17 protein-coding genes, 1 other RNA gene and 2 pseudogenes are annotated in these 21588 nt (G+C 42.8%); 9 read left to right on the top strand and 11 right to left on the bottom strand.

Annotated elements, in window-relative coordinates; all coding sequences use genetic code 11:
* Positions 1-9: 9 nt before the first annotated feature.
* The 4 genes and pseudogenes from AC4CU2_RS11195 to AC4CU2_RS11180 all read right to left on the bottom strand — a co-directional run bounded on the left by AC4CU2_RS11195 (position 10) and on the right by AC4CU2_RS11180 (position 3160).
* Positions 10-792 (bottom strand): DUF4377 domain-containing protein, encoded by a 783-nt coding sequence (locus tag AC4CU2_RS11195; RefSeq protein WP_490768843.1) that lies wholly within the window; start codon positions 790-792, stop codon positions 10-12.
* A gap of 141 nt (positions 793-933) precedes the next feature.
* Entirely contained in the window at positions 934-1710 is a 777-nt protein-coding gene (locus tag AC4CU2_RS11190) for a dioxygenase family protein (RefSeq protein ID WP_005399833.1), read from the bottom strand.
* A gap of 108 nt (positions 1711-1818) precedes the next feature.
* Positions 1819-2301: a 23S rRNA (pseudouridine(1915)-N(3))-methyltransferase RlmH gene (gene rlmH / locus AC4CU2_RS11185; RefSeq protein ID WP_004980899.1), complete on the bottom strand. Its 483-nt coding sequence runs from the start codon at positions 2299-2301 to the stop codon at positions 1819-1821.
* A 107-nt stretch (positions 2302-2408) separates the two neighbouring features.
* Positions 2409-3160, bottom strand: a pseudogene (locus AC4CU2_RS11180) (IS5 family transposase).
* A 104-nt stretch (positions 3161-3264) separates the two neighbouring features.
* Between AC4CU2_RS11180 and AC4CU2_RS11175 the strand changes: the two are divergent.
* The gene (locus AC4CU2_RS11175) at positions 3265-4206 is read left to right on the top strand and encodes a M28 family peptidase (protein WP_490768842.1); all 942 of its coding nucleotides are present in this window, start codon (positions 3265-3267) and stop codon (positions 4204-4206) included.
* A 244-nt stretch (positions 4207-4450) separates the two neighbouring features.
* Here AC4CU2_RS11175 and AC4CU2_RS11170 read toward each other — a convergent pair whose 3' ends face one another.
* From AC4CU2_RS11170 to AC4CU2_RS11155, 4 genes are all read right to left on the bottom strand, one after another.
* On the bottom strand, positions 4451-4831 hold the full coding sequence (locus AC4CU2_RS11170; RefSeq protein WP_004980894.1) for a VOC family protein: 381 nt from the start codon (positions 4829-4831) through the stop codon (positions 4451-4453).
* 129 nt (positions 4832-4960) lie between these two features.
* Positions 4961-7390 carry an endopeptidase La gene (gene lon, locus AC4CU2_RS11165; protein WP_010326303.1) on the bottom strand — a complete coding sequence of 810 codons (2430 nt, stop codon included), beginning with the start codon at positions 7388-7390 and terminating at the stop codon, positions 4961-4963.
* A gap of 148 nt (positions 7391-7538) precedes the next feature.
* Positions 7539-8129: a 5-formyltetrahydrofolate cyclo-ligase gene (locus AC4CU2_RS11160; RefSeq protein WP_490768841.1), complete on the bottom strand. Its 591-nt coding sequence runs from the start codon at positions 8127-8129 to the stop codon at positions 7539-7541.
* Between the two features lie 71 nt (positions 8130-8200).
* Complete coding sequence (locus AC4CU2_RS11155) at positions 8201-8596, bottom strand: MerR family transcriptional regulator (protein ID WP_205666915.1); 396 nt, start codon at positions 8594-8596, stop codon at positions 8201-8203.
* 82 nt (positions 8597-8678) lie between these two features.
* Between AC4CU2_RS11155 and AC4CU2_RS11150 the strand changes: the two genes are divergently transcribed.
* The 7 genes and pseudogenes from AC4CU2_RS11150 (at position 8679) to AC4CU2_RS11120 (ending at position 19446) form a co-directional block, all read left to right on the top strand.
* The gene (locus AC4CU2_RS11150) at positions 8679-11636 is read left to right on the top strand and encodes a heavy metal translocating P-type ATPase (RefSeq protein WP_490768840.1); all 2958 of its coding nucleotides are present in this window, start codon (positions 8679-8681) and stop codon (positions 11634-11636) included.
* A 343-nt stretch (positions 11637-11979) separates the two neighbouring features.
* Positions 11980-12891, top strand: coding sequence for a LysR family transcriptional regulator MumR (gene mumR, locus AC4CU2_RS11145; RefSeq protein WP_004694273.1), 912 nt, complete (start codon positions 11980-11982; stop codon positions 12889-12891).
* Between the two features lie 345 nt (positions 12892-13236).
* Positions 13237-14491, top strand: a pseudogene (locus AC4CU2_RS11140) (NRAMP family divalent metal transporter).
* A gap of 35 nt (positions 14492-14526) precedes the next feature.
* Positions 14527-15309: a LamB/YcsF family protein gene (locus tag AC4CU2_RS11135; RefSeq protein WP_087010582.1), complete on the top strand. Its 783-nt coding sequence runs from the start codon at positions 14527-14529 to the stop codon at positions 15307-15309.
* Complete coding sequence (locus tag AC4CU2_RS11130; RefSeq protein WP_078389888.1) at positions 15302-16108, top strand: putative hydro-lyase; 807 nt, start codon at positions 15302-15304, stop codon at positions 16106-16108. Before AC4CU2_RS11135 ends, AC4CU2_RS11130 begins: the two co-directional genes overlap by 8 nt.
* A 33-nt stretch (positions 16109-16141) precedes the next feature.
* A complete protein-coding gene (locus AC4CU2_RS11125; RefSeq protein ID WP_490768839.1) occupies positions 16142-17725 on the top strand; it encodes a 5-oxoprolinase subunit B/C family protein in 1584 nt (527 codons plus the stop codon).
* On the top strand, positions 17725-19446 hold the full coding sequence (locus AC4CU2_RS11120) for an acetyl/propionyl/methylcrotonyl-CoA carboxylase subunit alpha (protein WP_490769233.1): 1722 nt from the start codon (positions 17725-17727) through the stop codon (positions 19444-19446). The genes AC4CU2_RS11125 and AC4CU2_RS11120 overlap by 1 nt, the downstream gene beginning before the upstream one ends.
* Positions 19447-19739: 293 nt before the next feature.
* On the opposite strand, the gene ssrS is transcribed toward AC4CU2_RS11120, so the two are convergent.
* From ssrS to AC4CU2_RS11105, 3 genes are all read right to left on the bottom strand, one after another.
* Positions 19740-19923: non-coding RNA, 6S RNA (gene ssrS / locus AC4CU2_RS11115), on the bottom strand.
* Between the two features lie 99 nt (positions 19924-20022).
* A complete protein-coding gene (locus AC4CU2_RS11110) occupies positions 20023-20307 on the bottom strand; it encodes a cell division protein ZapA (protein WP_004694243.1) in 285 nt (94 codons plus the stop codon).
* Between the two features lie 2 nt (positions 20308-20309).
* Positions 20310-20861, bottom strand: a complete 552-nt coding sequence (locus tag AC4CU2_RS11105) for a hypothetical protein (RefSeq protein WP_234951478.1) — start codon at positions 20859-20861, stop codon at positions 20310-20312.
* 64 nt (positions 20862-20925) lie between these two features.
* Between AC4CU2_RS11105 and AC4CU2_RS11100 the strand changes: the two genes are divergently transcribed.
* Positions 20926-21558, top strand: coding sequence for a UPF0149 family protein (locus tag AC4CU2_RS11100; RefSeq protein WP_062034495.1), 633 nt, complete (start codon positions 20926-20928; stop codon positions 21556-21558).
* The last annotated feature ends 30 nt before the right edge of the window (positions 21559-21588 follow it).

Genomic DNA, 21588 nt, shown 5'->3' with positions numbered 1-21588 from the left:
ATTGAACGATTACAATGAACCTTTTACCGCTTCACGTTCAATAATCATGTCTTGAACATAAGCATATTTTGATTGGTCAGCCGCAGGGTTGGCAATTTCATAACGTTTAACACGCACGATTTGACGCTCTTTCGGATTGTGGGTGAAACCATCGATATGGTTATAGAATAACGTCCAGTCTTTATTGACCTGTGTTTTTACGCCATTTTCAGCATATTTAATTTCATGAACTTGTAGGCATTCTATACGGGCAACTCCTGCAGAACATGTTTTGGTTTCTGGTGAAATTTCTAAGAAAACAGTTTCACCTTGGCTTTGATATTTCGATTCAGCAGTTTGCTTACCTGTGAATACAATTTTTTCACCTTTTGCCGATACCACGGTTAGTGTTGGTGCATCAGAATCATTTAGGTTTAAAACAAACGGTGCTTTACGGTTGTCAAATAAATCTGCTGCGACACCTTCTTGAGCCATGGCTTTTGGTTCACATGCCATTTGAGTCGCCATCAGGTTACCCGTCACGATTTGATTACTCTCAACTTTCCAACTGGTACCCATACTGTTACAACTGGTTGCAATGCCTAAGCGACCTGCTTGTTTGTCAAAGTTTAAAACCAAAGGTTTAGGCGCATCTGGGATATTCGCGCTCCAATGGTAGTTTGCGAGTGTTTGATCTGCATTTTGTTGTTGTAGTACAGACACAGCCAAATCTCCTACTTTTTGAATATCAGATGATTGGCAAGCAGCCAGTGCGAGTGGGAAAAGGACAATCGCTAAATATTTTAATTTCATGGCTTACAAGTTCTTGATTTAAAATAACAAAATACATGCTATCCGATGTTATTTTTAAAAGAATGGATACATTCAGTTCTTTTGGGTTTCAAAATGTATCCATAAATATTTTTTTGTTAATATATAAGTAAAATTTATACATTAATCAAAACGGTAAATGTCCATGCCCAGTGCACCCATGGTAAAGCTACTATGCACAATATTAAAACGATGACCTGTACCCATCGCAAAGAATATTGGGGCAAAGTGTTCTAACGTTGGGTGGTTACGACGGACAAAAGGAATCGATTCCCAGTCTAAAATGGCGTCAAAGTCCTGATGGCTAAGTTTCGCGACGACATGATTACGAAACGTCGATGCCCACTCAGGTACCGCTTGTGACTGACCATGCCAAGACAACTCGGCTAAGTTATGGGTAATACTCCCTGAGCCAATGAGCAAGACCTGCTGCTCGCGTAGTGGCGCAAGGGTTTGTCCAATTTTATAAATCTCCTCTGCCGACAGATTCATCGGGAGTGAAATTTCCACCACAGGGATGTCTGCATCTGGATACATATGGAGTAAAGGCATCCAAACGCCATGATCACGCGGACGGGTACTGTTTGCATGAGCTGAAAAACCCGCTTCTGCCAATAAATGTAGAATTTCTTCGGCTAGAACAGGTTGACCGGGTGCTGGGTAGCGAATGTCATAAAGCTCAGCAGGAAAGCCTCGAAAGTCATGCCATGTCTCAGGACGGACTCCAGTACTTACTTCAAGTGAGTTACTTTCCCAATGAGCGGACATAATCACAATTGCTTGTGGTGTCGGTAAGTTTAGGCCCAAACGATGTAACGCAGGCCCAACTTGCTCTGGATTCAACGCAAGCATGGGTGAGCCATGAGAAATGAATAAGCCGGGTAGCGTTTGTAAGTTCATTGTGAAAGCCTAATAAGGGAAGATGAAAAGGATTTTGTCAGATTCTTATCATCTGTGTAATGGGGGAAATATCAACGTATTGTTCCAAAAAAAGAACAATACTTGAGCTTAACCTGCACGATGATAAGGGTGATTATGGTTAATACTCATAGCACGATAAAGCTGTTCAATCAGCATCACGCGAACCATCGGGTGTGGTAAAGTCAGTTTGGATAAAGACCAATGCCAAGCAGCTGCTTTACGTACTGCTTCAGAGTGACCGTCAGGCCCACCAATTGCCAGTACAATATCATTGCCTTCAAGCATCCATCCTTTCATGGTTTCTGCCAGTTTTTCGGTGCTAAACTCACGACCACCGACTTCCAAAGCAATCAGTACTTCGTTGCCTTTCATTGCATTTAAAATGCTATCACCTTCAATTTGACGGTATTTTAAAATATCTGCTTCTGAATCATTTTTACCGCGCTTTGCCATTGGCAGTTCAATAATCTGCGTTTGCACAAAAGGTTGAATACGTTTGAAATAATCTTCAAAACCAGTCAGTACCCATGCAGGCATTTTTTGACCAATGGTCAGAATACGGATTTTCATAATGGGTCATGTATAAGGAGACGATTCATTATAACGGTGAAAGCAAGGCTTTGCAGTGAGACGAAACAAAATGCAATTGAATTCACTGAACTAGGGTCTGTTGAGAATTACCGAGAGTTAATTAAACTCGCGCACAATTGAATCATGGCTTCAAAACTCGTATCTGTTTTACAACTACGCATCGCTATACGTTTAAATTCTTTTAACTTACAGAAATAGTTTTCAATGAGATGACGCCATTTATACATAATCGTATCAAATGCTCTCATTACTTTTCGATTAGATTTAGGTGGGATCACCACTTTCACTTTACGTTCATTGAGTTCTTGGATGAGCCAATCTGCATCAAATGCTTTATCAGCCAGTAATGCTTGAAAATCAACATCTTCAATTAAAGGTTTGGTTTCTACTAAATCGTGATATTGACCAGGCATTAATCGAAATTTAATAAGGTTGCCTAGACTATCCACTAAGGCAAGAATTTTACAGGTCATTCCACCTCGAGATTTACCTATAGACTGTTTGAAAGTCCCCCTTTTGCACCTTGCCCATGTCGATGAACTTTAACAATCGTTCCATCAATCATGGCGTATTCCAAATCAACATCTTCATTTACAGATGCAAAAATAGTTTCAAATACACCAGCTTTCACCCAATCACGGTATCTTTTAAAGACGGTATTCCATTTACCAAAATGAGGAGGTAGATCACGCCATGGACTGCCTGTACGGGCAATCCATAGGACTGCTTCTAAAAATAATCGATTATCTTTTCCACTACGACCTCGATCGGTCACTTTACCTAGGCAAAAAGGTTCCATTTTTGCCCATTGGGCATCAGTAAGTATGTATCTATCCATAGTACTATTATAAATTAATCAGTAGCCTTTGTTAATTCTCAACAAGCCCTAATGTTGCTTAATTCAACAGATGAGAGGAATAAGAAATACTTGGAATAATAACAATGTGGCTCAAAACTTTAAAAAAACAGGCTTTTTTGTTGATTGTTGTACTGGGTACTTTCACAGGGCAGGTATTTGCAAGCAACGCCAAAATGGCTGATGAACAAAACCTACAAGTCTATTTGGAGCAAGTGATTGGTCAGGGCAAAGCACGTAACTATAAAAACCTTGATGAACTGAACCGTGTCTCTGCATGGATCAAAGAACAAATGCGCTTATTGGGCGTCCCATGTCACTATCAAAATTTTACTGCCAATCAGCAAATCTACCGAAATGTAGTGTGTAGTTTAAACGTCGGACGGGCAGACCGCGTGATTGTTGGGGCGCATTATGACGTCTTTGGCGATCAGGATGGCGCAGATGACAATGCCTCTGGCGTTGCTGGTGTGATTGAAACGGCGCGTATTTTGGCAGAGCAAAAGTCTAAATTGCCCAACAATGTGGACTTTGTGTTCTATAGTTTAGAAGAACCACCGTTTTCTAAAACTGAACAAATGGGCAGCTATGTGCATGCGAAATCGGTTCAGTCACAAAAAGATAAGATTAAAGGCGTGTATATTTTAGAAATGATCGGGTTCTTTAGCGAACAACCCATCCAAAGCTATCCTGTGGGCTTAAAGTGGATTTATCCAACCCATGGTAATTTTATTGCGACAGTGAGTAATGTCAGTTCACGTGATTTAGGCGCAGGCTATTGTACAGCGATGCAGCAACTTGATCAGTTAGAATGTCAGCGTTTGGTTGCTCCGAGCTTTGCCAACGCTTTTGATTTTTCAGATCATTTGAATTATTGGGAGTTTGATATCCCTGCAGTGATGATTACCGATACGGCATTTTATCGAAATGGTCACTACCATACCAAAGCAGACCGCTTAGCGACGTTGAATTTGTCCAAAATGGCGAATGTGATCGATGGGCTGGTACAGCATTTATTGAAACCTTAAGGTTTTTTGAGCAATAAAAAACGCAGTTCCCAAGTAGCGAGAACTGCGATAAAAGGTCATCTGTCTGGAGAATCAGATGACCATGCAATTTCAAATCATCAATAAAAGAAACATACAGCGCGTATCTGTTCTTATTATTTATATCGGGCTTTTTATCGATTTTTCAAGTCTGAGTCATGATAGAGGAAAAGGTTTAATACAAAAATTCAAACCAGCTAAGCGAAAATTTGGAGTTTCATCCCTTTCACGTCATGGAATGTAGGCCAATCATATTTCCTTCGCTATCAAAGGCCAGCACAATAAAACCATATTCACCAATGGCAGTTTTTGCTTCATGAATTTTTCCACCAGACTCAACAAGTCGGCTCGCTTCATTCGCACAATCATCACATGAAAAATAGATTAAGGTACTGTTTCCTCCTGCGGATAGGCCTGGCATCTTCACCAGTGCACCTGAAGCACCATAGGCTTGCATGTCTGAGGGGAAAGCCCACATTTGCAGTGAATTATCATCCGCTGGTGGAGTTAATTCAGTTAATTGAATGTTAAAAACAGATTCATAAAATTGTTTGGCACGAGATAAGTCATCCACATAAATCTCAAACCAGCCAATCGGGTTTTTCATTTTAGTTGTCCTACATGTATCCCTTGATCAAATTATTGTAGGAAATAAAAGCATAAAGATGTGTGGTGTTATCTACAGTAAATTGTAATAAAAAAGAGAGCCGAAGCTCTCTCTTTTTACGATGCGGAATTAGTGGCGTGCAGCTTTTTTGCCTTCATCGACCGCTTTGACAATTGGTGCTTTGACCAAAGGCTCAGGCATAGAGGTCAACGCCAGTGGTAAAATCTCATCAATCGACTTCACCGCTTTAATCTCTAAGCCTTCTTTAACATTGTCAGGGATTTCAGATAAATCACGGACGTTGTCTTGAGGAATGAAGACCAGCTTAATTCCACCACGGTGTGCAGCCAGAAGTTTCTCTTTCAAGCCACCAATGCGCATTGCACGACCACCGAGACTGGTTTCACCTGTCATGGCAATATCAGGGCGAATTGGGATGCCTGTGAAAGCAGAAACCAATGCAGTTGTTAACGCTAAACCTGCAGAAGGGCCATCTTTTGGTGTTGCACCTTCTGGTAAGTGAACGTGAACATCGGTTTCTTCGAAACGTGTCGACTCGATACCCAATTCATCTGCACGGGTACGCACGACAGTCATAGCAGCAGTAATCGACTCTTTCATTACATCGCCGAGTGAACCCGTGGTAATGAATTTACCTTTGCCTTTGACCGCTGCAACTTCAATGGTCAACAACTCACCACCGACTGAAGTCCACGCCAAACCGTTCACGCGACCGACTTGAGCTTCGTCTTCCGCCATACCAAAGTCAAACTTATGTGGACCTAAGTAGTCTGGAAGATTGGCCGAAGTCACATCAACTTGCAGGTTTTTCGCCTTCTTGCTGACCGCTTCTTTTACCACTTTACGGGCAATTTTAGAGACTTCACGCTCTAAGCTACGCACACCAGCTTCACGTGTATAACGTTGTACGATGTCACGAATTGCTTCTTCATGAACAGTCAATTCTTTCGCACGTAGACCATTGTTCTTCATTGCTTTCGGAACAAGGTAACGCTCAGCAATATTGACTTTTTCATCTTCGGTATACCCCGGTAGACGAATCACTTCCATACGGTCAAGCAATGCTTCTGGAATATTCATGCTGTTCGCAGTACAGATGAACATCACTTCAGACAAGTCCAGATCAAGATCTAAATAGTGATCGTTAAACTTGCTGTTCTGTGATGGATCGAGTACTTCAAGCAACGCAGAAGCAGGGTCGCCACGGTAGTCTTGTGCCATCTTGTCGATTTCGTCGAGCAAGAACAATGGGTTCTTCACGCCGACCTTCGTTAAAGACTGCACAATTTTACCCGGCATCGCACCGATATAAGTACGACGGTGACCACGGATTTCCGCTTCGTCACGTACACCACCGAGTGCCATACGTACAAACTCACGACCTGTCGCTTTCGCAACAGATTCACCCAGTGAAGTTTTACCTACACCTGGAGGGCCAACCAAACAAAGGATTGGGCCTTTGAGTTTTTTCACGCGAGATTGAACTGCGAGATATTCCACAATACGATCTTTCACGTCATCTAAGCCGTAATGATCGGTATCCAAAATTTCTTGCGCTTTGCTTAAGTTAATGCTTACTTTGCTGGCCTTATTCCAAGGCGTGTCTAAGATAGCCTCGATATAATTGCGCACCACAGCCGCTTCACTAGACGCAGGTTGCATTGCTTTGAGTTTACGGAATTCGCTTTCTGCTTTTTTGCGCACGTGTTCAGGCAAATCAGCTTCGGCAAGACGTTTTTCAATTTCAGCCACGTCATCTTCCGCGCCGCCATTCATGTCAGAAAGCTCACGCTGAATCACCTTCATCTTTTCATTGAGGAAGTATTCGCGTTGATTTTTCTCCATTTGACGCTTCACTGAGTCATGTAAAGTTTGCTCAATCTGTTGTTCTTCAGATTGCTGCAATAAATACGTCATCAGTTCTTGTAGATGGGCTTCAAACTCATCGTGTTCGAGGAATTTTTGCTTTACATCAATATTCAGTGGAACACGGGTCGCTACGAAGAATAACAATTGCAGTAAATCGTCAATCTTGTTCGCAGCAGCAATCAGTTCACGTGCATTGCGCAGCTTTGCTTCAGCATATTGAGCAAACAGGGCACGTAATTCTTGAACACGTGTTTCTTGCGTTGTTTCGTCAATGTGGACTGACATTGGGCTAAGCGCATGTTCTGCGGTTAGATAATCATTTTCATCAATGATTTTTTCTAGCTTTGAACGATGCAAGCCTTCAATTAATACTTTTATACAGTTTTCATCATTTTCATGATTCACAACTTGCACAATCTTCGCGACAGTACCGTATTGATATAAGTTGTCGTGATCAATTTCTTCTGAAAGAGAATCTTTTTGAGCAACTACAAATACTAGATTGTCACTGTTACGAGCCACATCAACTGCATTGATCGATTTTTCACGACCTACAAATAGCGCGATTTGCATGTGTGGATACACCACCACATCACGTAACGCTAAAAGTGGTAATACACTTGGAACCTGAGGCTCTAAGGTTTCTTGATTCATAATAATTTCAGACATGGGCACTCCTAATGAGTGACAACGGTGTTGCCATGTTTTTTATAGTGATGGGTATTTTAAAAAATACAAGGGCAGGTCAAAATAAATTGTATAAAAAATGACTAAACATGTGATTTTTAAGTATTCTCAACAGTCAAAAATGTCAATTTTAGCGCTTGAAGCGTAAATGCTGTTGCGGGGTAAGCAGTCCATCTAAAGGCTGATCCCATTTTTCTCGAATCAAGCGCTGTGGCACCAACTGGAAGTGATGAGCCAAACCAAGGCGAAATGGACGGTGATAGGGTGCAGAAGCCAAGGTTTTATCATAAAAACCACCTCCCATGCCTATGCGTGTGCCATGAGGATCACACGCCAATAAGGGCATGAGTAGCAGGTCTAAATGTGAAACGTGCTGGCCACGTGTTGCCATGGGCTCTTGCATACCCAGTGGATGGTGGGAAAAGCGTTTATTTTGAAATTGATTACGTGAAACTTTGACCCACACTAAGCGCTGATTCATATTGCAAATCATTGGTAAATACACTGCTTTTTTTTGATGAAAACAATATTCAATGATTTTACGGGTCTGAATTTCCCCAAAAGCATGTAGGTAGATCCCGACGCGAGTGGCATGTTTGAATTCGGGCACACGTCTTAGGCGTTGTAAAATTTGCAGTTCGGACTGCTGCTGTTGATAGGCGGAAACTTGTCTGCGTTGTTTGCGAAGCTGTTTTCTGAGTTGGGCAAGTTCAATCGACATGGTGAACGCAGTCCTGAGAATCGAAAAGGTGAGTGTGAAAATGAGCGCCAAATTTAAAAGATGGTATCTGTTTATGGCGCAGTCGTTGAACCTTTTTTCAGTTCTTGCAAAATTGGGCAGCAACTGTCAGTGGTGGTTTTACATTCATCCACCCAGTTTGAAAGGCGTTGTTTCAAAGCATTCAGCTCTTGAATCCGTTGATCAATTTTTTCCAGTCGTTGCTGAATCACATCACGGACTTTTTCTCGATCATCCAGTTGCAAATGCAATAGATCTTGAATTTCACTGAGCTGTAAGCCCGCATCTTTGCCTTTTTGTATAAAGCTCAACGTTTCAATATCTTGCTGACTATAGTAGCGATAGTTTTGCGTGGTTTCAGGAATGCGCATCAGACCAATCCGTTGATAATAACGAATGGTTTCCACATTCACCTGACAGTGTTTTGCCAGTTTGCCGATAGTGAGCATAAAATAATCTCCAAAAGGCTTGACTCAGTACCTAGGTACAGACTTTATGCTAACACAATCAAAAAATAAAAGGTGAGTCAGAATGAGTGAGCAACACAAAACGTCTTGCTGTTCCAAACAGAAATTAGCGCCGATGGTGGTGAATATCGATCCTGTCTGTGGGATGACGGTCGCAGAGGACTCTCCTCATGTGTATGAGCATCAATCAGTTCGTTATTTGTTTTGTTGCTCAGGCTGTTTAAAGAAATTTTCGGCTAATCCAGAGGCTTACTTAACATCAGAAAGAGCGCCCAGTGTTTGTTGTAGTCAATCCAAAACAGATATAAGCGATGCTTCATCTCAGGCGAAAGAGGAAAGTGCTGTAGTTACTTCCAAAGGTTGTGGTTGCGGATCAAAACCTGTGTCAGATGCAGAGAAGACCACATTTATTGACCCTGTGTGTGGCATGACTGTAACTGATTTAACTAAACCGCATACCGAGTGGCAGGGACAGGACTACTATTTTTGTAGTGAAAAATGTTTGCAAAAGTTTATTGCAACCCCAGAGGCTTATGTAAAAACTGAAGATGCAGTATCGGTGTCTACTTCTACTGCGGGCTGTTGTGGTTCAACTCCGAAAGAGGCAGAGAAAAAAGCATCCTGTTGTGAGCCTAAGCCTCAAACAGAACCAGACACCAAAGCCAGTTGCTGTGTACCCAAGCCGAAAGTAGAAGCTGCAAAAAGTAGCTGCTGTGGTGGAGGAAAGCATGAACATAGTGCTCCGTCTGGATCAGCTGAGTTTATTGACCCCGTATGTGGCATGTCAGTCGATCCGAATACAGAGTTAAAAACGGATTATCAGCAACAGACCTATTATTTCTGCAATCCTTCTTGCTTAGATAAGTTTAAAGGGGATCCTGAGTTTTATCTAATTCCACCCGATCAGCGTCCTGTGCCTGAAGGCGCTGCGGATATGGACTATACCTGTCCGATGGACCCTGAAATTGTACAAAAGGGACCGGGGACGTGTCCGATTTGTGGTATGGCACTAGAGCCGATGCAACCGACTTTAGATGATGCGCCGAACCCTGAATTGGTGGATTTTAGCCATCGCTTTTGGATGACCTTACCGCTGACGTTGATCGTGTTTGTACTGGCGATGGGTTCACATATTCACAGTTTCATTTCACCGCATATTCAGCCGTGGATTGAGTTGGTCCTCGCGACTCCTGTAGTGCTATGGGCGGGTAAACCGTTTATTGAGCGTTGCTGGACCTCGTATAAAACCCGCAACTTAAATATGTGGAGCTTGATTGGTGTTGGGGTCTTGGCAGCCTATATTTATAGTGTGGTGGCAACGATTTTCCCAAGTGTGATTCCAATGGAAGCCAAAACAGGGCATGGCGTTGCAGTGTACTTTGAAGCAGCTTGTATGATCGTATCTTTAAGCTTGCTCGGGCAAATCATGGAGCTGAAAGCGCGTGCCAAGACCGCAGATTCACTCAAAGCCTTACTGAAACTGCAAGCTAACACGGCCAAGTTGGTTCAAAACGATCAAGTGGTAGAAGTGGATATCGGCATGGTCAAACAAGGCGATATTTTACAGATTTCCTCGGGCGAGCAGATTCCACTGGATGGTGTGGTGGTTGAAGGTAAAACCTATGTCGATGAAGCCATGATGACCGGTGAACCTGTGCCTGTGAAAAAGCAAATGCATGACACGGTGATTGGCGGTACGGTCAATCAACAAGGCAGTATTCGTATTCAAACCACGGCGGTCGGGGCGAATACCACTTTGGCGAAAATGATTCAGACAGTGGCAGAAGCACAGCGCTCTAAAGCACCGTTACAACGTTTGGCCGATGTGTTTGCCAAGTATTTTGTGATTGTGGTGTTACTGATTAGTGTACTGACCTTTGCTGCTTGGATGGTGTTTGGTGGTGCGCAATTTGATCTGGCACTGATGTGTGCGGTGGCGGTCCTGATTATTGCCTGCCCATGTGCGCTGGGTTTAGCGACGCCAATGTCCGTGATGGCCACTACAGGGCGTGCGGCACAAAAAGGGGTATTATTTAAAGATGCAGAGGCGATTGAAGCTTTAAGTAAAGTGAATACCCTGATTGTCGATAAAACAGGGACTCTGACGGAAGGTAAACCAAGCCTTAAAGAAATTCAGTTGCTCAGCCCAAATGTGAACCAAGCGCAAGCGGAACAGTGGATTGCTTCGATTGAGCAATATTCAAGTCACCCGATTGCACAGACTTTGACGCAAATTGTGCCTGCACAGCAATTGCTTAAAGTGGCAGACTTTGAGGATGTGACTGGCTTTGGTGTCAAAGGTCAGATTGGCGAGCAAACCCTCTATATTGGTAGCCAAAAGCTGCTTGAGCAACTCGGCATCACCTTAGATGATGCTTTGCAAAGCCAGTTGAACCAGCAGCGTGCGACTGGGAATGTGATTAGTTTCTTAAGTAATAGCCAAGAAGTGCTGGCTTATATTGCTATTCACGATGCGATTAAAGCCAATGCTCAGCAAGTCATTCAGCAGCTGATTGATGATGGTATTGAAGTGGTCATGGCAACAGGTGACCACGAACAAAATGCCCAGTTGGTGGCTAAGGAATTGGGTATTCAACAAGTCTATGGTAACTGTACACCAACAGAAAAACTGGACATCGTGAAGAAATATCAGGCTCAAGGTAAAATTGTCGCGATGGCGGGAGATGGCATTAACGATGCACCAGCCTTAGCACAAGCCAATGTCGGAATTGCCATGGGGAACGGAACTGATATCGCTAAACAAACCGCGCAAGTGACCTTGGTTAAAGGTGATATTCGTGGTGCAGCCGATGCCCTGCATATGGCGAAACTGGGTGTGCGTAATATGAAACAAAACCTTGCTTTTTCTTTTGTGTATAACGGTTTGGGTGTACCTGTGGCAGCAGGAATTTTCTACCCATTGACGGGATTATTACTCACCCCGATGTTCGCTGCGGTGGCGATGTCACTGAGCTCACTGTCGGTGGTCTTAAATGCTTTACGTCTACAAAAGAGTAAATAAGTGCTTTTAGATTTTTACGGTCTCTTTTTAAGTTGAGTTTTAAAAAAAGCATCTTTTCAACAAAGGTGCTTTTTTTATGATGATTCGTAATGGAATGAAGCGCAGCGCGAATAAATATTGCTTTTTACAAGCGTCTTTTTTTGACTCAACTTGATTTAAAGAGCCTTGATTCGGTTAGACCGAGTAAGGTTGTAAAAGACGCAAAATAGATGTATTTGGGCAAGGCATAGCGCTTGAATGAGCGTCATCTCGTAAGAAATTTTGAAATTATATAAAACAGTAACTTAAAAAATAGTGGTAACTGCCGTACTATAAGCGGGATGGAGTAAAGGCAGGATTTAGGGTGAATTTAAAAAATCTAGAAGCATTTTATTGGGTTGTGACTTTAAATAGTTTCAATAAGGCTGCCACAAAATTACAAACGACTCAGCCTGCCGTTTCACAAAAAATCACCTCTCTTGAAAATGATTTAGGTTTTAAAGTTCTCGATCGCAGCTTTCGACAGCTTAAACCCACTCATAAAGGCATGACCCTGTTTAAATATGCTGAAAAGTTTATGCGTTTGGAAACCGATTTGGTGGCCGAGCTGACTGAAAACCAGCATCTAACAGGAACAATTCGTTTAGGTGTTTCCGAGACGATCGTTTATACGTGGTTGGTTGAATATATCGAAAAAGTACAAAAAGAGTTTCCCAAAGTTTCTGTGGAAATTGTGGTGGATTTAACCCCAAATTTGCAAGAAGGTGTGCGTACTGGGGATTTGGACATGGCTTTTTTGCTAGGCCCGACTTTGGCTTTCGAGTGTGTAGAGCAGGCGCTGTGTGACTTTGAGCTGAGTTTCTTGGCAGCGCCATCTTTTAAAGGTGGTGTGGGCCAAATGTCGTTTAAAGCATTGATGTCTCATACCATTTTAACCTATCCGAAAATTACCTATCCCTATAAAGAGCTCAAGGCCAAAATGAAAGAGCAGGCACTAGACGAGCCGCTTTCAATTACCAGTTATTCGCTTGCGACCTTATTGCGTCTTGCGGAGCAAGGTTTGGGGATCGCCGTTGTGCCGACCTTAACGGCGCTAAAGGAAATTACCGATGGTCGTTTAGAGATTTTAAATACCCCGATCCAACTCAAAACTTTTCATTTCACCTCGATTTATATGCAAGGAAATGATGCTGCCTTGAAAGAGAAATTAACCGATGTCGCAGTCACTGTTTCTGAAAGTGCAATGAAAAGACTGCTTGAGAAAATTAAAAAATAATTGAGGCGCACGCAGCTTTTTGACAAGTGATGTTTCTTTATCTCAAACCGTAATTTGTTTGAAAAAGTATAAAAGCAGCTTATCGTGCGTGATAAGTAAAATTTATCATTAGACTTTTAATAAATAAAAAATAATAAAATACAGTTATTTAGTTTTAATAATGGATGTAAAAAGTCGTATTGTTCATCGCGCTTGCCTATGTTCTTATTTCAAATAGAAGATTTGATCCGCCATGGCTTTGGTTGGGCAATAGGGAATCTTTGTCAGTTAAAGGGATTTAAGAACAGAATTTGTAAGCAAAATGATGTTCTTGGTTCAACTTGAAAATAGCGTTATTAAGCTCAAATGGACGAGGAACGCATTAAATATGTCTTTATTAAAATCTTCTTTTTTATCAGATCGCCAATGGGCCATTGTTGCTTCAATCTTCATGATGGCAACCTCCGCCATGGGACCTGGTTTTCTAACTCAAACCGCAGTTTTTACTGTGAAATTGGGTGCGGCGTTTGGCTTTGCCATTCTCGTGTCTATTTTGATTGATTATGTGGTTCAGCAAAACATTTGGCGTGTCGTAACGCTGACGCAAATGCGTGCCTCGGATATTGCCAATAAAGCCTTGCCGGGCAGTGGTTACTTACTGGCTTTTCTGGTCATTTTGGGTGGCTTCTTCTTCAGTATTGGTAATATTGCAGGCGCGGCTTTAGGTCTCAATGCCTTATTTGGGTTAGACACTAAATGGGGCGGCATTTTAAGTGGTGCTTTAGCCATTTTAATTTTTGCTTCAAGAAAAGCCACGCTGGCCATGGATAAAAGCATGATCGTTTTGGGGTTGCTCAAAATCATCTTGATTATCATTGTTGCTGTCATTGTGATGCCACCTGTGGGCCAAGCTGTTCATCAAACGTTTGCACCCGACCAGATTGATTTTGCCATCATCACCACGATTGTCGGTGGAACGGTCGGCGGCTATATTTGCTATGCAGGCGCCCATCGTTTACTGGATAAAGGCGCGGTTGGCCCTGAAAATATTGATGAAGTCGCAAGAGCTGCAACCAAAGGTATTGTGGTTGTGGGCATCATGCGTTATGTGCTGTTTTTAGCTTTCTTGGGCGTGGTGGTGAGTGGTGCAAGTATTGATTTAGCCAGCCATGATGCCAATCCAGCAGCGCAAGCTTTTCAATATGCCGCAGGGACTTTTGGTTATAAATTATTTGGTCTGATTTTTTGGGCAGCAGGGATCAGTAGTACCATTGGCGCCGCTTATACTTCGGTTTCATTCTTTACCGCATTTAAGAAAAATCTCAGTCCAAAGCAAACCAACTACACCACCATTACATTTATCTCTTTAGCTTTATTACTGTATGTCGTACTGGGCGCAACCCCTGCTGGATTATTGATCTTCGTTGGTGGCTTTAATGGCTTGGTACTGCCAATCGGTTTGACTATTTTTGTTTATGTTGCCGCTTGCCGTAAAGATATGATGGGGAATTATAACTATCCAAAATGGTTACTTATTTTGGGTGTACTCACATGTATGTTGACATGGTGGATGGGCTATATGTCCTTTACCACAGTCTTTAATTATTTAACCAAACTTTAAGCCAGACGACGGTGAAGTGATATAGGAATTAAGCCATGTTTGTAGATTTAAATAGTGACTTAGGTGAAAGTTTTGGTTCGTGGAAAATGGGCAATGATGACCAAATTCTACCCGTGGTGACGAGTGCCAATATTGCATGTGGCTTTCATGCAGGAGATCCGCTGGGGATTTTAAAAACACTGCGTAAGGCTGTTGAATTAAATGTCACGATTGGCGCGCATGTATCTTATCCAGACCTCGTCGGTTTTGGTCGCCGTAATATGGATGTGTCGCGTGATGAGCTGATTGCCGATGTGCTGTATCAAATTTCTGCACTAGATGGCTTAGCTAAAGTGGCTGGTTCTCAAGTGCAATATGTGAAACCACATGGCGCCCTGTATAACACCATTGCACACGATCACGCTCAGGCCGCTGCGGTGATTGATGCTATCAAGATGTATAACCCAGAACTGGTATTGGTGGCACTGGCAGGTTCCCACTTGGTTGAGCAAGCACGTGCAGCAGACTTAAAGGTTGTATCTGAGGCTTTTGCAGACCGTGCTTATAACAGTGATGGCTCATTGGTTTCACGTCGTTTGGACGGCGCTGTTTTACATGATTCAGCCTTTGTGGCACGCCGTGTGGTGTCTATGTTGAAAAATGGCGGCGTTGAGTCGATTGATGGTGTATTTACTGCTATTCAAGCGGATACGATTTGCTTACATGGTGACACCGCGGGTGCTTTAGAGATGTCGGCTGCGATTAAAGCTGAACTGCTAAATCATCATATTGAAATTCGCCCCTTTGTCTTAAAGCATGAGGAAGTACGCAATGTATAAGGATATCCGAGTCGATTCAGCGCAGCTTGAAGCCGCTTTAGCCGCACGTTTAAAAATCCGTGCAGGCTTTGACAAACCAACGGCAGGTATGGCTGCGGGCATGACGCAGGTCAATATGATTTCGGTGCCTAAAGATTGGGCTTATGATTTTCTACTGTATGCACATCGCAATCCGCAAAGCTGTCCTGTTTTAGATGTGCTAGAGGAAGGTGTTTATGCCACAAGACTGGCAGAGAACTCAGATATACGCACCGACTTTCCACGTTATCGCATCTGGAAAGAGGGTGAAATGGTCGATGAAGTAACGGATGCGAGTGACATTTATCATGCACATCCTGACTTGGTGACGTTTCTAATTGGCTGTAGTTTTTCTTTTGAAACTGCATTGCAAGAAGCAGGTATTGAAGTTCGTCATATCCATGATCAGACCAATGTACCGATGTATTTGAGTAATATTCAATGTCAGCCTGCGGGTCGTATTTCGGGCAATATGGTGGTGTCTATGCGTCCAATTCCATCCCATCAAATCACGGATGCCGTCAAAATTACAGCACGGATGCCGAGTGTTCATGGTGCGCCCGTGCATATTGGACATCCTGAAGGTTTAGGCATTCGTGATGTGAATCAGCCAGACTTTGGCGATGCTTCACGTATTGAGGCTAGGGAAATTCCAGTGTTTTGGGCTTGTGGTGTAACCCCACAAGCAGCGGTGATGAACTCAAAAATTCCTTTTGCCATTAGCCATGCACCCGGTCATATGTTCATTACCGACATTCCTGATCGTGCATGGATAGGTTAAGCGGCACTAAAGAATACTTAAAAGGATAGGCATATGCGTTTTTTATCGGTAAACGCGGATTGTTTTCTTATAGAGCTTGCCAGCCTAGAGGAAACATTGGCGTTGTACAATAAATTGCACACGATGCAATTGAATGGAATTAAAGACTTAGTCCCTGCTGCAAAAACGATTTTGGTTTTTTTTAATGAAATCGAGACCAGCTTTAAAACATTGGTTACTTCGATTCAGACTGTAAAAATCGGTTCAGGCGGTGAGCGTAATGTCCAAGAGCTGATTATTCCTATCTGCTATACGGGCGAAGATCTTGCTCAAGTTGCAGAGTTACAAGGGCTTTCAATTGCTGATGTGATTTTGAAACATCAGCAAAGTGTTTGGAATGTGGCTTTTATCGGCTTTGCACCGGGCTTTGCTTATATGAGCAGTCCCGATCGACCTTTTACAGATATTCCTCGCTTAACTGTGCCACGTAAAAAAATACCGTCGGGTTCTTTGGGACTGGCAGGACAATATTCAGGGATTTACCCGAAAGATAGTCCGGGGGGCTGGCAGCTGATTGGTACGACTGCTGAAAAAATGTGGGATTTGGAACGTAAAAATCCAGCGCTACTGTTACCGGGGATGACGGTACATTTTGAAGATGTTACACATCAACCGACCACGGTTAGCGTAGCACAGCAAGTCACTCGTACAGTTGAGCCCAAACAATCCATGCCTTTGTTTACGGTAACAGCACCGAGTTTACAGATGCTGATCCAAGATGAAGGACGTTTTAATCAGACCAAGATTGGGGTTGGTGTTGCAGGGGCGATGGATGTATCGGCGATGCACAGTGCAAATCGAATTGTCGGTAACCCAACTCCGACGCCTGTGATTGAAGTTTTAAATGGTGGTTTGAAAGCAAAAATGCATCAGTCCGCAGTCATTTCGGTTACGGGAGCAATTTCAAACATCCACGTGAAATTTAGTGATGGCCAAAAGGCTGACTTTGAGAGTTATCAAGCGATTGCCCTTGATGAGGGTGATGAATTTCAGATTCAAGCACCGACGGCTGGACTGAGGAATTATCTGGCGGTTCGTGGTGGTATCGACGTGCAGCCTGTGCTGAATAGCGCCTCATTTGATAGTTTGGCCGTATTAGGACCAGAACCTCTAAAAATGGGGGATACGGTTTATCAAGGACAGGTTGAAGTTTCAAATATCAGTAATACCGAAATTGCGAAGTTACACTTGCCCAAAGTCGGCGATGTAGTAGAGCTCGACATTGTGATGGGACCGCGAACGGATTGGTTCGAAGCGGAGAGCATTGAGCGCTTATGTCAGCAAGCTTGGCTTGTGACTAATGAAAGCAATCGAGTTGGACTGAGGCTTTCAGGTGAACAACCATTGCAACGCAAAATTACCCATGAGTTGGAAAGTGAAGGAACTTGTATTGGTGCCTTACAGATTCCACCCAGTGGTCAACCTGTACTGTTTATGAATGACCATCCTTTAACTGGTGGTTACCCCGTCATTGCGGCTGTGGCGAAGCACCATAGGGATTTGGTGGCACAGATTCCAGCAGGGTGCCAAATCAAATTTAAAAAAATGACCGAATTTACAGATTTTGAGAATGAATGATGACTACTGAAAAATTATTAATTGCAAACCGTGGTGAAATTGCCGTTCGTATTATTCATGCTTGCCGTGATATGGGTATTAGCTCAGTTGCGTTATATGCCGATGACGATATGGACAGTATGCATGTCGAACTGGCGGATGAAGCATGGGGGCTGGCGGGTGCAACTGCACGTGAAACCTATTTGAATATTCCAGCCATTCTTGAGGTTGCTAAAAAATCCAAGGCGACCATGGTGCATCCAGGTTATGGCTTTTTATCTGAACGTGCTGAATTTGCACAGGCCGTAATTGATGCAGGCTTAAAGTGGGTCGGGCCGTCACCAAGTGCCATTGAAAAGTTGGGTGATAAAATTGAAGCACGTAAGATAGCCGCTTCAGTGGGCGCACCTTTAGTTCATGGTACACAAGACCCCTTAAATAATGCTGATGAAGCACTCGAGTTTGCAAAGCAGTTTGGTTTACCTATTGCGATTAAGGCCGCTTTTGGCGGTGGTGGTCGCGGTTTAAAAGTCGTTTGGAAACTGGAAGATGTAAAGGAGCTGTATGATTCGGCTGTACGTGAAGCACAAGCCGCTTTTGGCCGCGGTGAGTGTTTTGTTGAGCAATACTTAGATCAACCACGCCATGTTGAAGCACAAGTGATTGCCGATCAACATGGCAATGTTGTGGTTTTAGGCACACGTGATTGTTCGCTACAGCGTCGTAATCAAAAACTGATTGAAGAAGCGCCAGCGCCTTTTATCAGCGATGCAATTTATGAAGAAATTTTAACTTCGGCTAAAAATATATGTCAGGCAGCTAACTATGTCGGTGCGGGTACCGTTGAATATTTGCTGAGCCGTGATGGAAAGCTTTCATTTTTAGAGGTTAATACCCGTTTGCAGGTGGAACATCCTGTTACTGAAGAAACGGCCAAAGTCGATTTGGTAGTCGAGCAAATTCGTGTGGCTCAAGGTCATGAACTTTCAATCAAAGAAACCCCGAAAGTGCAAGGGCATGCCATTGAGTTTCGTATCAATGCTGAAGACCCTGCTCGTGGCTTCATTCCTGCATTTGGTGTATTGAATTTATTTGAAGCCCCGTTTGGTCAGGGCGTACGCGTAGACACAGGTGTTCGTACAGGCTCTTTGGTGTCGAGACATTTTGATTCACTCATGGCCAAACTGATTATCACAGGTCCAACACGTGAGGTTGCGATTGCCCGCGCTAAACGTGCGCTGAAGCAATTTAAAATTGAAGGGGTTGCGTCGGTTTTAGACTTTCACCGAGCAGTATTAAATGAAACTGATTTTACCGACACATTTGGTGTCCATACTCGTTGGATTGAAAATGATTTTAAACAGGACTTAAAGCCAACGAAACGCAGTATTCCGAATCATCAACAGCCGATGTTACTCAGCTATATTGAAATTGATGGGAAATTACACCGTTTAGGCTTACCTGCGGGCATGTTTGCACAAAACCCTACAATGACGTCTCAAAACCAACCAGCTACAGAAACAGCAGTGAGTGTTGAACACATACTTGCACCAATCAATGGCGTAATTAGCGCTTGGAAAGTAGAAAACGGGGAGCAGGTCGCAGAGGGGCAAGTGGTGGCGATTATGGAAGCCATGAAAATGGAAGTCCCTGTACTTGCACATCAAAGCGGGGTAATTCAGTTGATAGCTCAGCAGGGAGTGACCTGTCACGCAGAGCATATTATTGGATCGATTTGCTAAAAAAATTAAATCATGTGAATAAACCTGATGCAGCATTCAGCTAAGTCAGGTTTTTCGTTTTGAAATTCTTAAAAGTTGAGGGTTGGTTAGTTTTGTCTTATGGATAAATGAAGTAGAAAAATGGTTCGATAAAGATTCAATAGTCCAATAAAACGTTATTTAACGAGATAGAGATATTCAATAATCACTTTGGTTAATTTGGATAGTAGTGGGACTAAATTAAAATAATAAGCTTGAAAAATAAAAATGAAAGAGTATTAGCGATGTATGTAATTATTATTTTTAACTAAATAAAGTACTCCGAAGATGCCGCTGCATGTGTCGTTACCCTGAACCCGATGAGTTCAAGGTGGACGCGACGTATACTTGCTGGGTTTCCCACATGAAAGTGGGCATACACTCTAAATATACAGAACACATCCATAAGTTTAAGTATCGGCAGGGGAATAGACCCGCTGGCGAACACCTCAGAGTTGCCTTAAGTATAACGAATCTCACGCTGATGGCAACTCATACACCACTACGAACTGTAAACAACTGGAGTAAGTGTTGATACTTTATTCAATTAAGTCGAGTTTAAACAAGTTCCGCAACATCATCGATAATATTTGCCAGTAATCGTTCTGCGTGTGCATACTCTTGCAGTGTTTTATTCATCGACAACACTTCTTGCATTAACTCTAGTGCCACCATAATGATAATTTTACTGGGTTCTACCCGTGGCGCTTTACGGCGAAATTCATCATATTTATCATTTAAAAGCAGGGCTGCACGTTCAAGGTCGGCTTTTTCTTTTTCCGTTGTGACTAAACGAAAGCTATGACCTAAGACACGTAATTCAACGGTAATTGGTTCACTCATGATTAAACTTCCTCGCCAGCTTCAGTAGGGTGGGCAAGTTGTTGAATTTCTTGCGCGTGATGATCTTGCTCTGTGCCTAAAATAGCCAAACGTTGGATGATGGCTTCGACTTTAGCTTTAGCATGCTCATTTTTTTGTAACAATCTTTCACGTTCTTGCTGAAGTGCTTGGATTTCTTGCTGAGCTTGACGCTGATCATTGTTCATTTTTTCTTTAATTGCACGTAATTCATTACGTTCAGCCAAGATTTCCTGAAAGCGATTTTTTAAATCCGTACAACTTTTTTCCAAACGACTATAACGATCGGCCAAAGCAGTCGCATCAGTGTTTAAGTGTTGATATTGGGTCTGAGCGCTGCTTAATTGCTCAGTTAAATCGTCAATTTGTTCTTGCTTCTGCGTAATTAAGCTATTTTTTTGCACAACTTGAGAACGGTGCTGTTCTTCAGCATCCAGTTTAGCTGCATTTAAAGTGCTATTTTCACTTTCAAAATGAGCAAGTCGCGTTTTTAAAACGCCAATATGCGCCTGTAGACGCTGTAATTCTTCTAACATATCGTGGTCGCACAGTGCTGCAAACAAAGGTAATATATAAGAAGTATAGAGATTGGATAAACGAATGCAAGACGATATTTCAGGTTGGTCAGAATGGCAGCCAAATTTTTCTAAAATTGAAGAGATTTCTAGCCCAAGTGAGTTACATGGTTTACTTACAGGTATCATTTGTGTAACTCAGGCACCGAGCCGTGAAGAGTGGCAACACATCCTCACGACTTTGGAAATTCCAGAGTTAAGTGAAGAAGCTTTGGCTTTGTTAGCCGATGAAGCAGAAGATGTCGCACATGCACTTTCTGATGATGAGTTGGACTATTTACCGTTACTTCCCGATGACACTCATACGCTGGCAGACCGTGTACAAGCTTTGGCTGATTGGTGCGCAGGCGTAGTGCTGGGCTTTGGTTTGGCGTCTGGTCATATTCGCCCAGATGAAATGGAACTGATCGAACATTTACAAGATGTCGCGGCAGTTGAGTTTGAAGAAACCGATGATGACGAAGAAGGTGAAGAGAGCTATCAAGAGTTATACGAGTTTGTACGTTTAATTCCTGTGAGCTTATCTGTAGGCCGTAAAAAGATTGCGGTTGATGAAAGTTCGCTGCTTAAACACTTTCATAACAAGCAACAAATTGATCGTTCTGTAACAGACGCGAACAATGTTGTAGAAATGTTTACGCCGCATCGCCCAAGCTGATTGGCATAAGACTTGCTGCGCGTACATGAT

The organism is Acinetobacter sp. 797_lipA, from assembly GCF_058243025.1.
Note: the sequence above shows the minus strand (reverse complement) of the source record. Positions and strands in the feature narration are given on the sequence as shown.

Coding starts and splice junctions, on each gene's coding strand:
- AC4CU2_RS11150 (WP_490768840.1), top strand. CDS start 8,679: ATGAGTGAGCAACACAAAACGTCTTGCTGTTCCAAACAGAAATTAGCG.
- AC4CU2_RS11170 (WP_004980894.1), bottom strand. CDS start 4,831: ATGAAAAACCCGATTGGCTGGTTTGAGATTTATGTGGATGACTTATCT.
- AC4CU2_RS11125 (WP_490768839.1), top strand. CDS start 16,142: ATGCGTTTTTTATCGGTAAACGCGGATTGTTTTCTTATAGAGCTTGCC.
- AC4CU2_RS11110 (WP_004694243.1), bottom strand. CDS start 20,307: ATGAGTGAACCAATTACCGTTGAATTACGTGTCTTAGGTCATAGCTTT.
- rlmH (WP_004980899.1), bottom strand. CDS start 2,301: ATGAAAATCCGTATTCTGACCATTGGTCAAAAAATGCCTGCATGGGTA.
- AC4CU2_RS11135 (WP_087010582.1), top strand. CDS start 14,527: ATGTTTGTAGATTTAAATAGTGACTTAGGTGAAAGTTTTGGTTCGTGG.
- AC4CU2_RS11190 (WP_005399833.1), bottom strand. CDS start 1,710: ATGAACTTACAAACGCTACCCGGCTTATTCATTTCTCATGGCTCACCC.
- AC4CU2_RS11155 (WP_205666915.1), bottom strand. CDS start 8,596: ATGCTCACTATCGGCAAACTGGCAAAACACTGTCAGGTGAATGTGGAA.
- AC4CU2_RS11130 (WP_078389888.1), top strand. CDS start 15,302: ATGTATAAGGATATCCGAGTCGATTCAGCGCAGCTTGAAGCCGCTTTA.
- AC4CU2_RS11195 (WP_490768843.1), bottom strand. CDS start 792: ATGAAATTAAAATATTTAGCGATTGTCCTTTTCCCACTCGCACTGGCT.
- AC4CU2_RS11105 (WP_234951478.1), bottom strand. CDS start 20,861: ATGTTAGAAGAATTACAGCGTCTACAGGCGCATATTGGCGTTTTAAAA.
- lon (WP_010326303.1), bottom strand. CDS start 7,390: ATGTCTGAAATTATTATGAATCAAGAAACCTTAGAGCCTCAGGTTCCA.
- AC4CU2_RS11120 (WP_490769233.1), top strand. CDS start 17,725: ATGACTACTGAAAAATTATTAATTGCAAACCGTGGTGAAATTGCCGTT.
- AC4CU2_RS11160 (WP_490768841.1), bottom strand. CDS start 8,129: ATGTCGATTGAACTTGCCCAACTCAGAAAACAGCTTCGCAAACAACGC.
- AC4CU2_RS11175 (WP_490768842.1), top strand. CDS start 3,265: ATGTGGCTCAAAACTTTAAAAAAACAGGCTTTTTTGTTGATTGTTGTA.
- AC4CU2_RS11100 (WP_062034495.1), top strand. CDS start 20,926: ATGCAAGACGATATTTCAGGTTGGTCAGAATGGCAGCCAAATTTTTCT.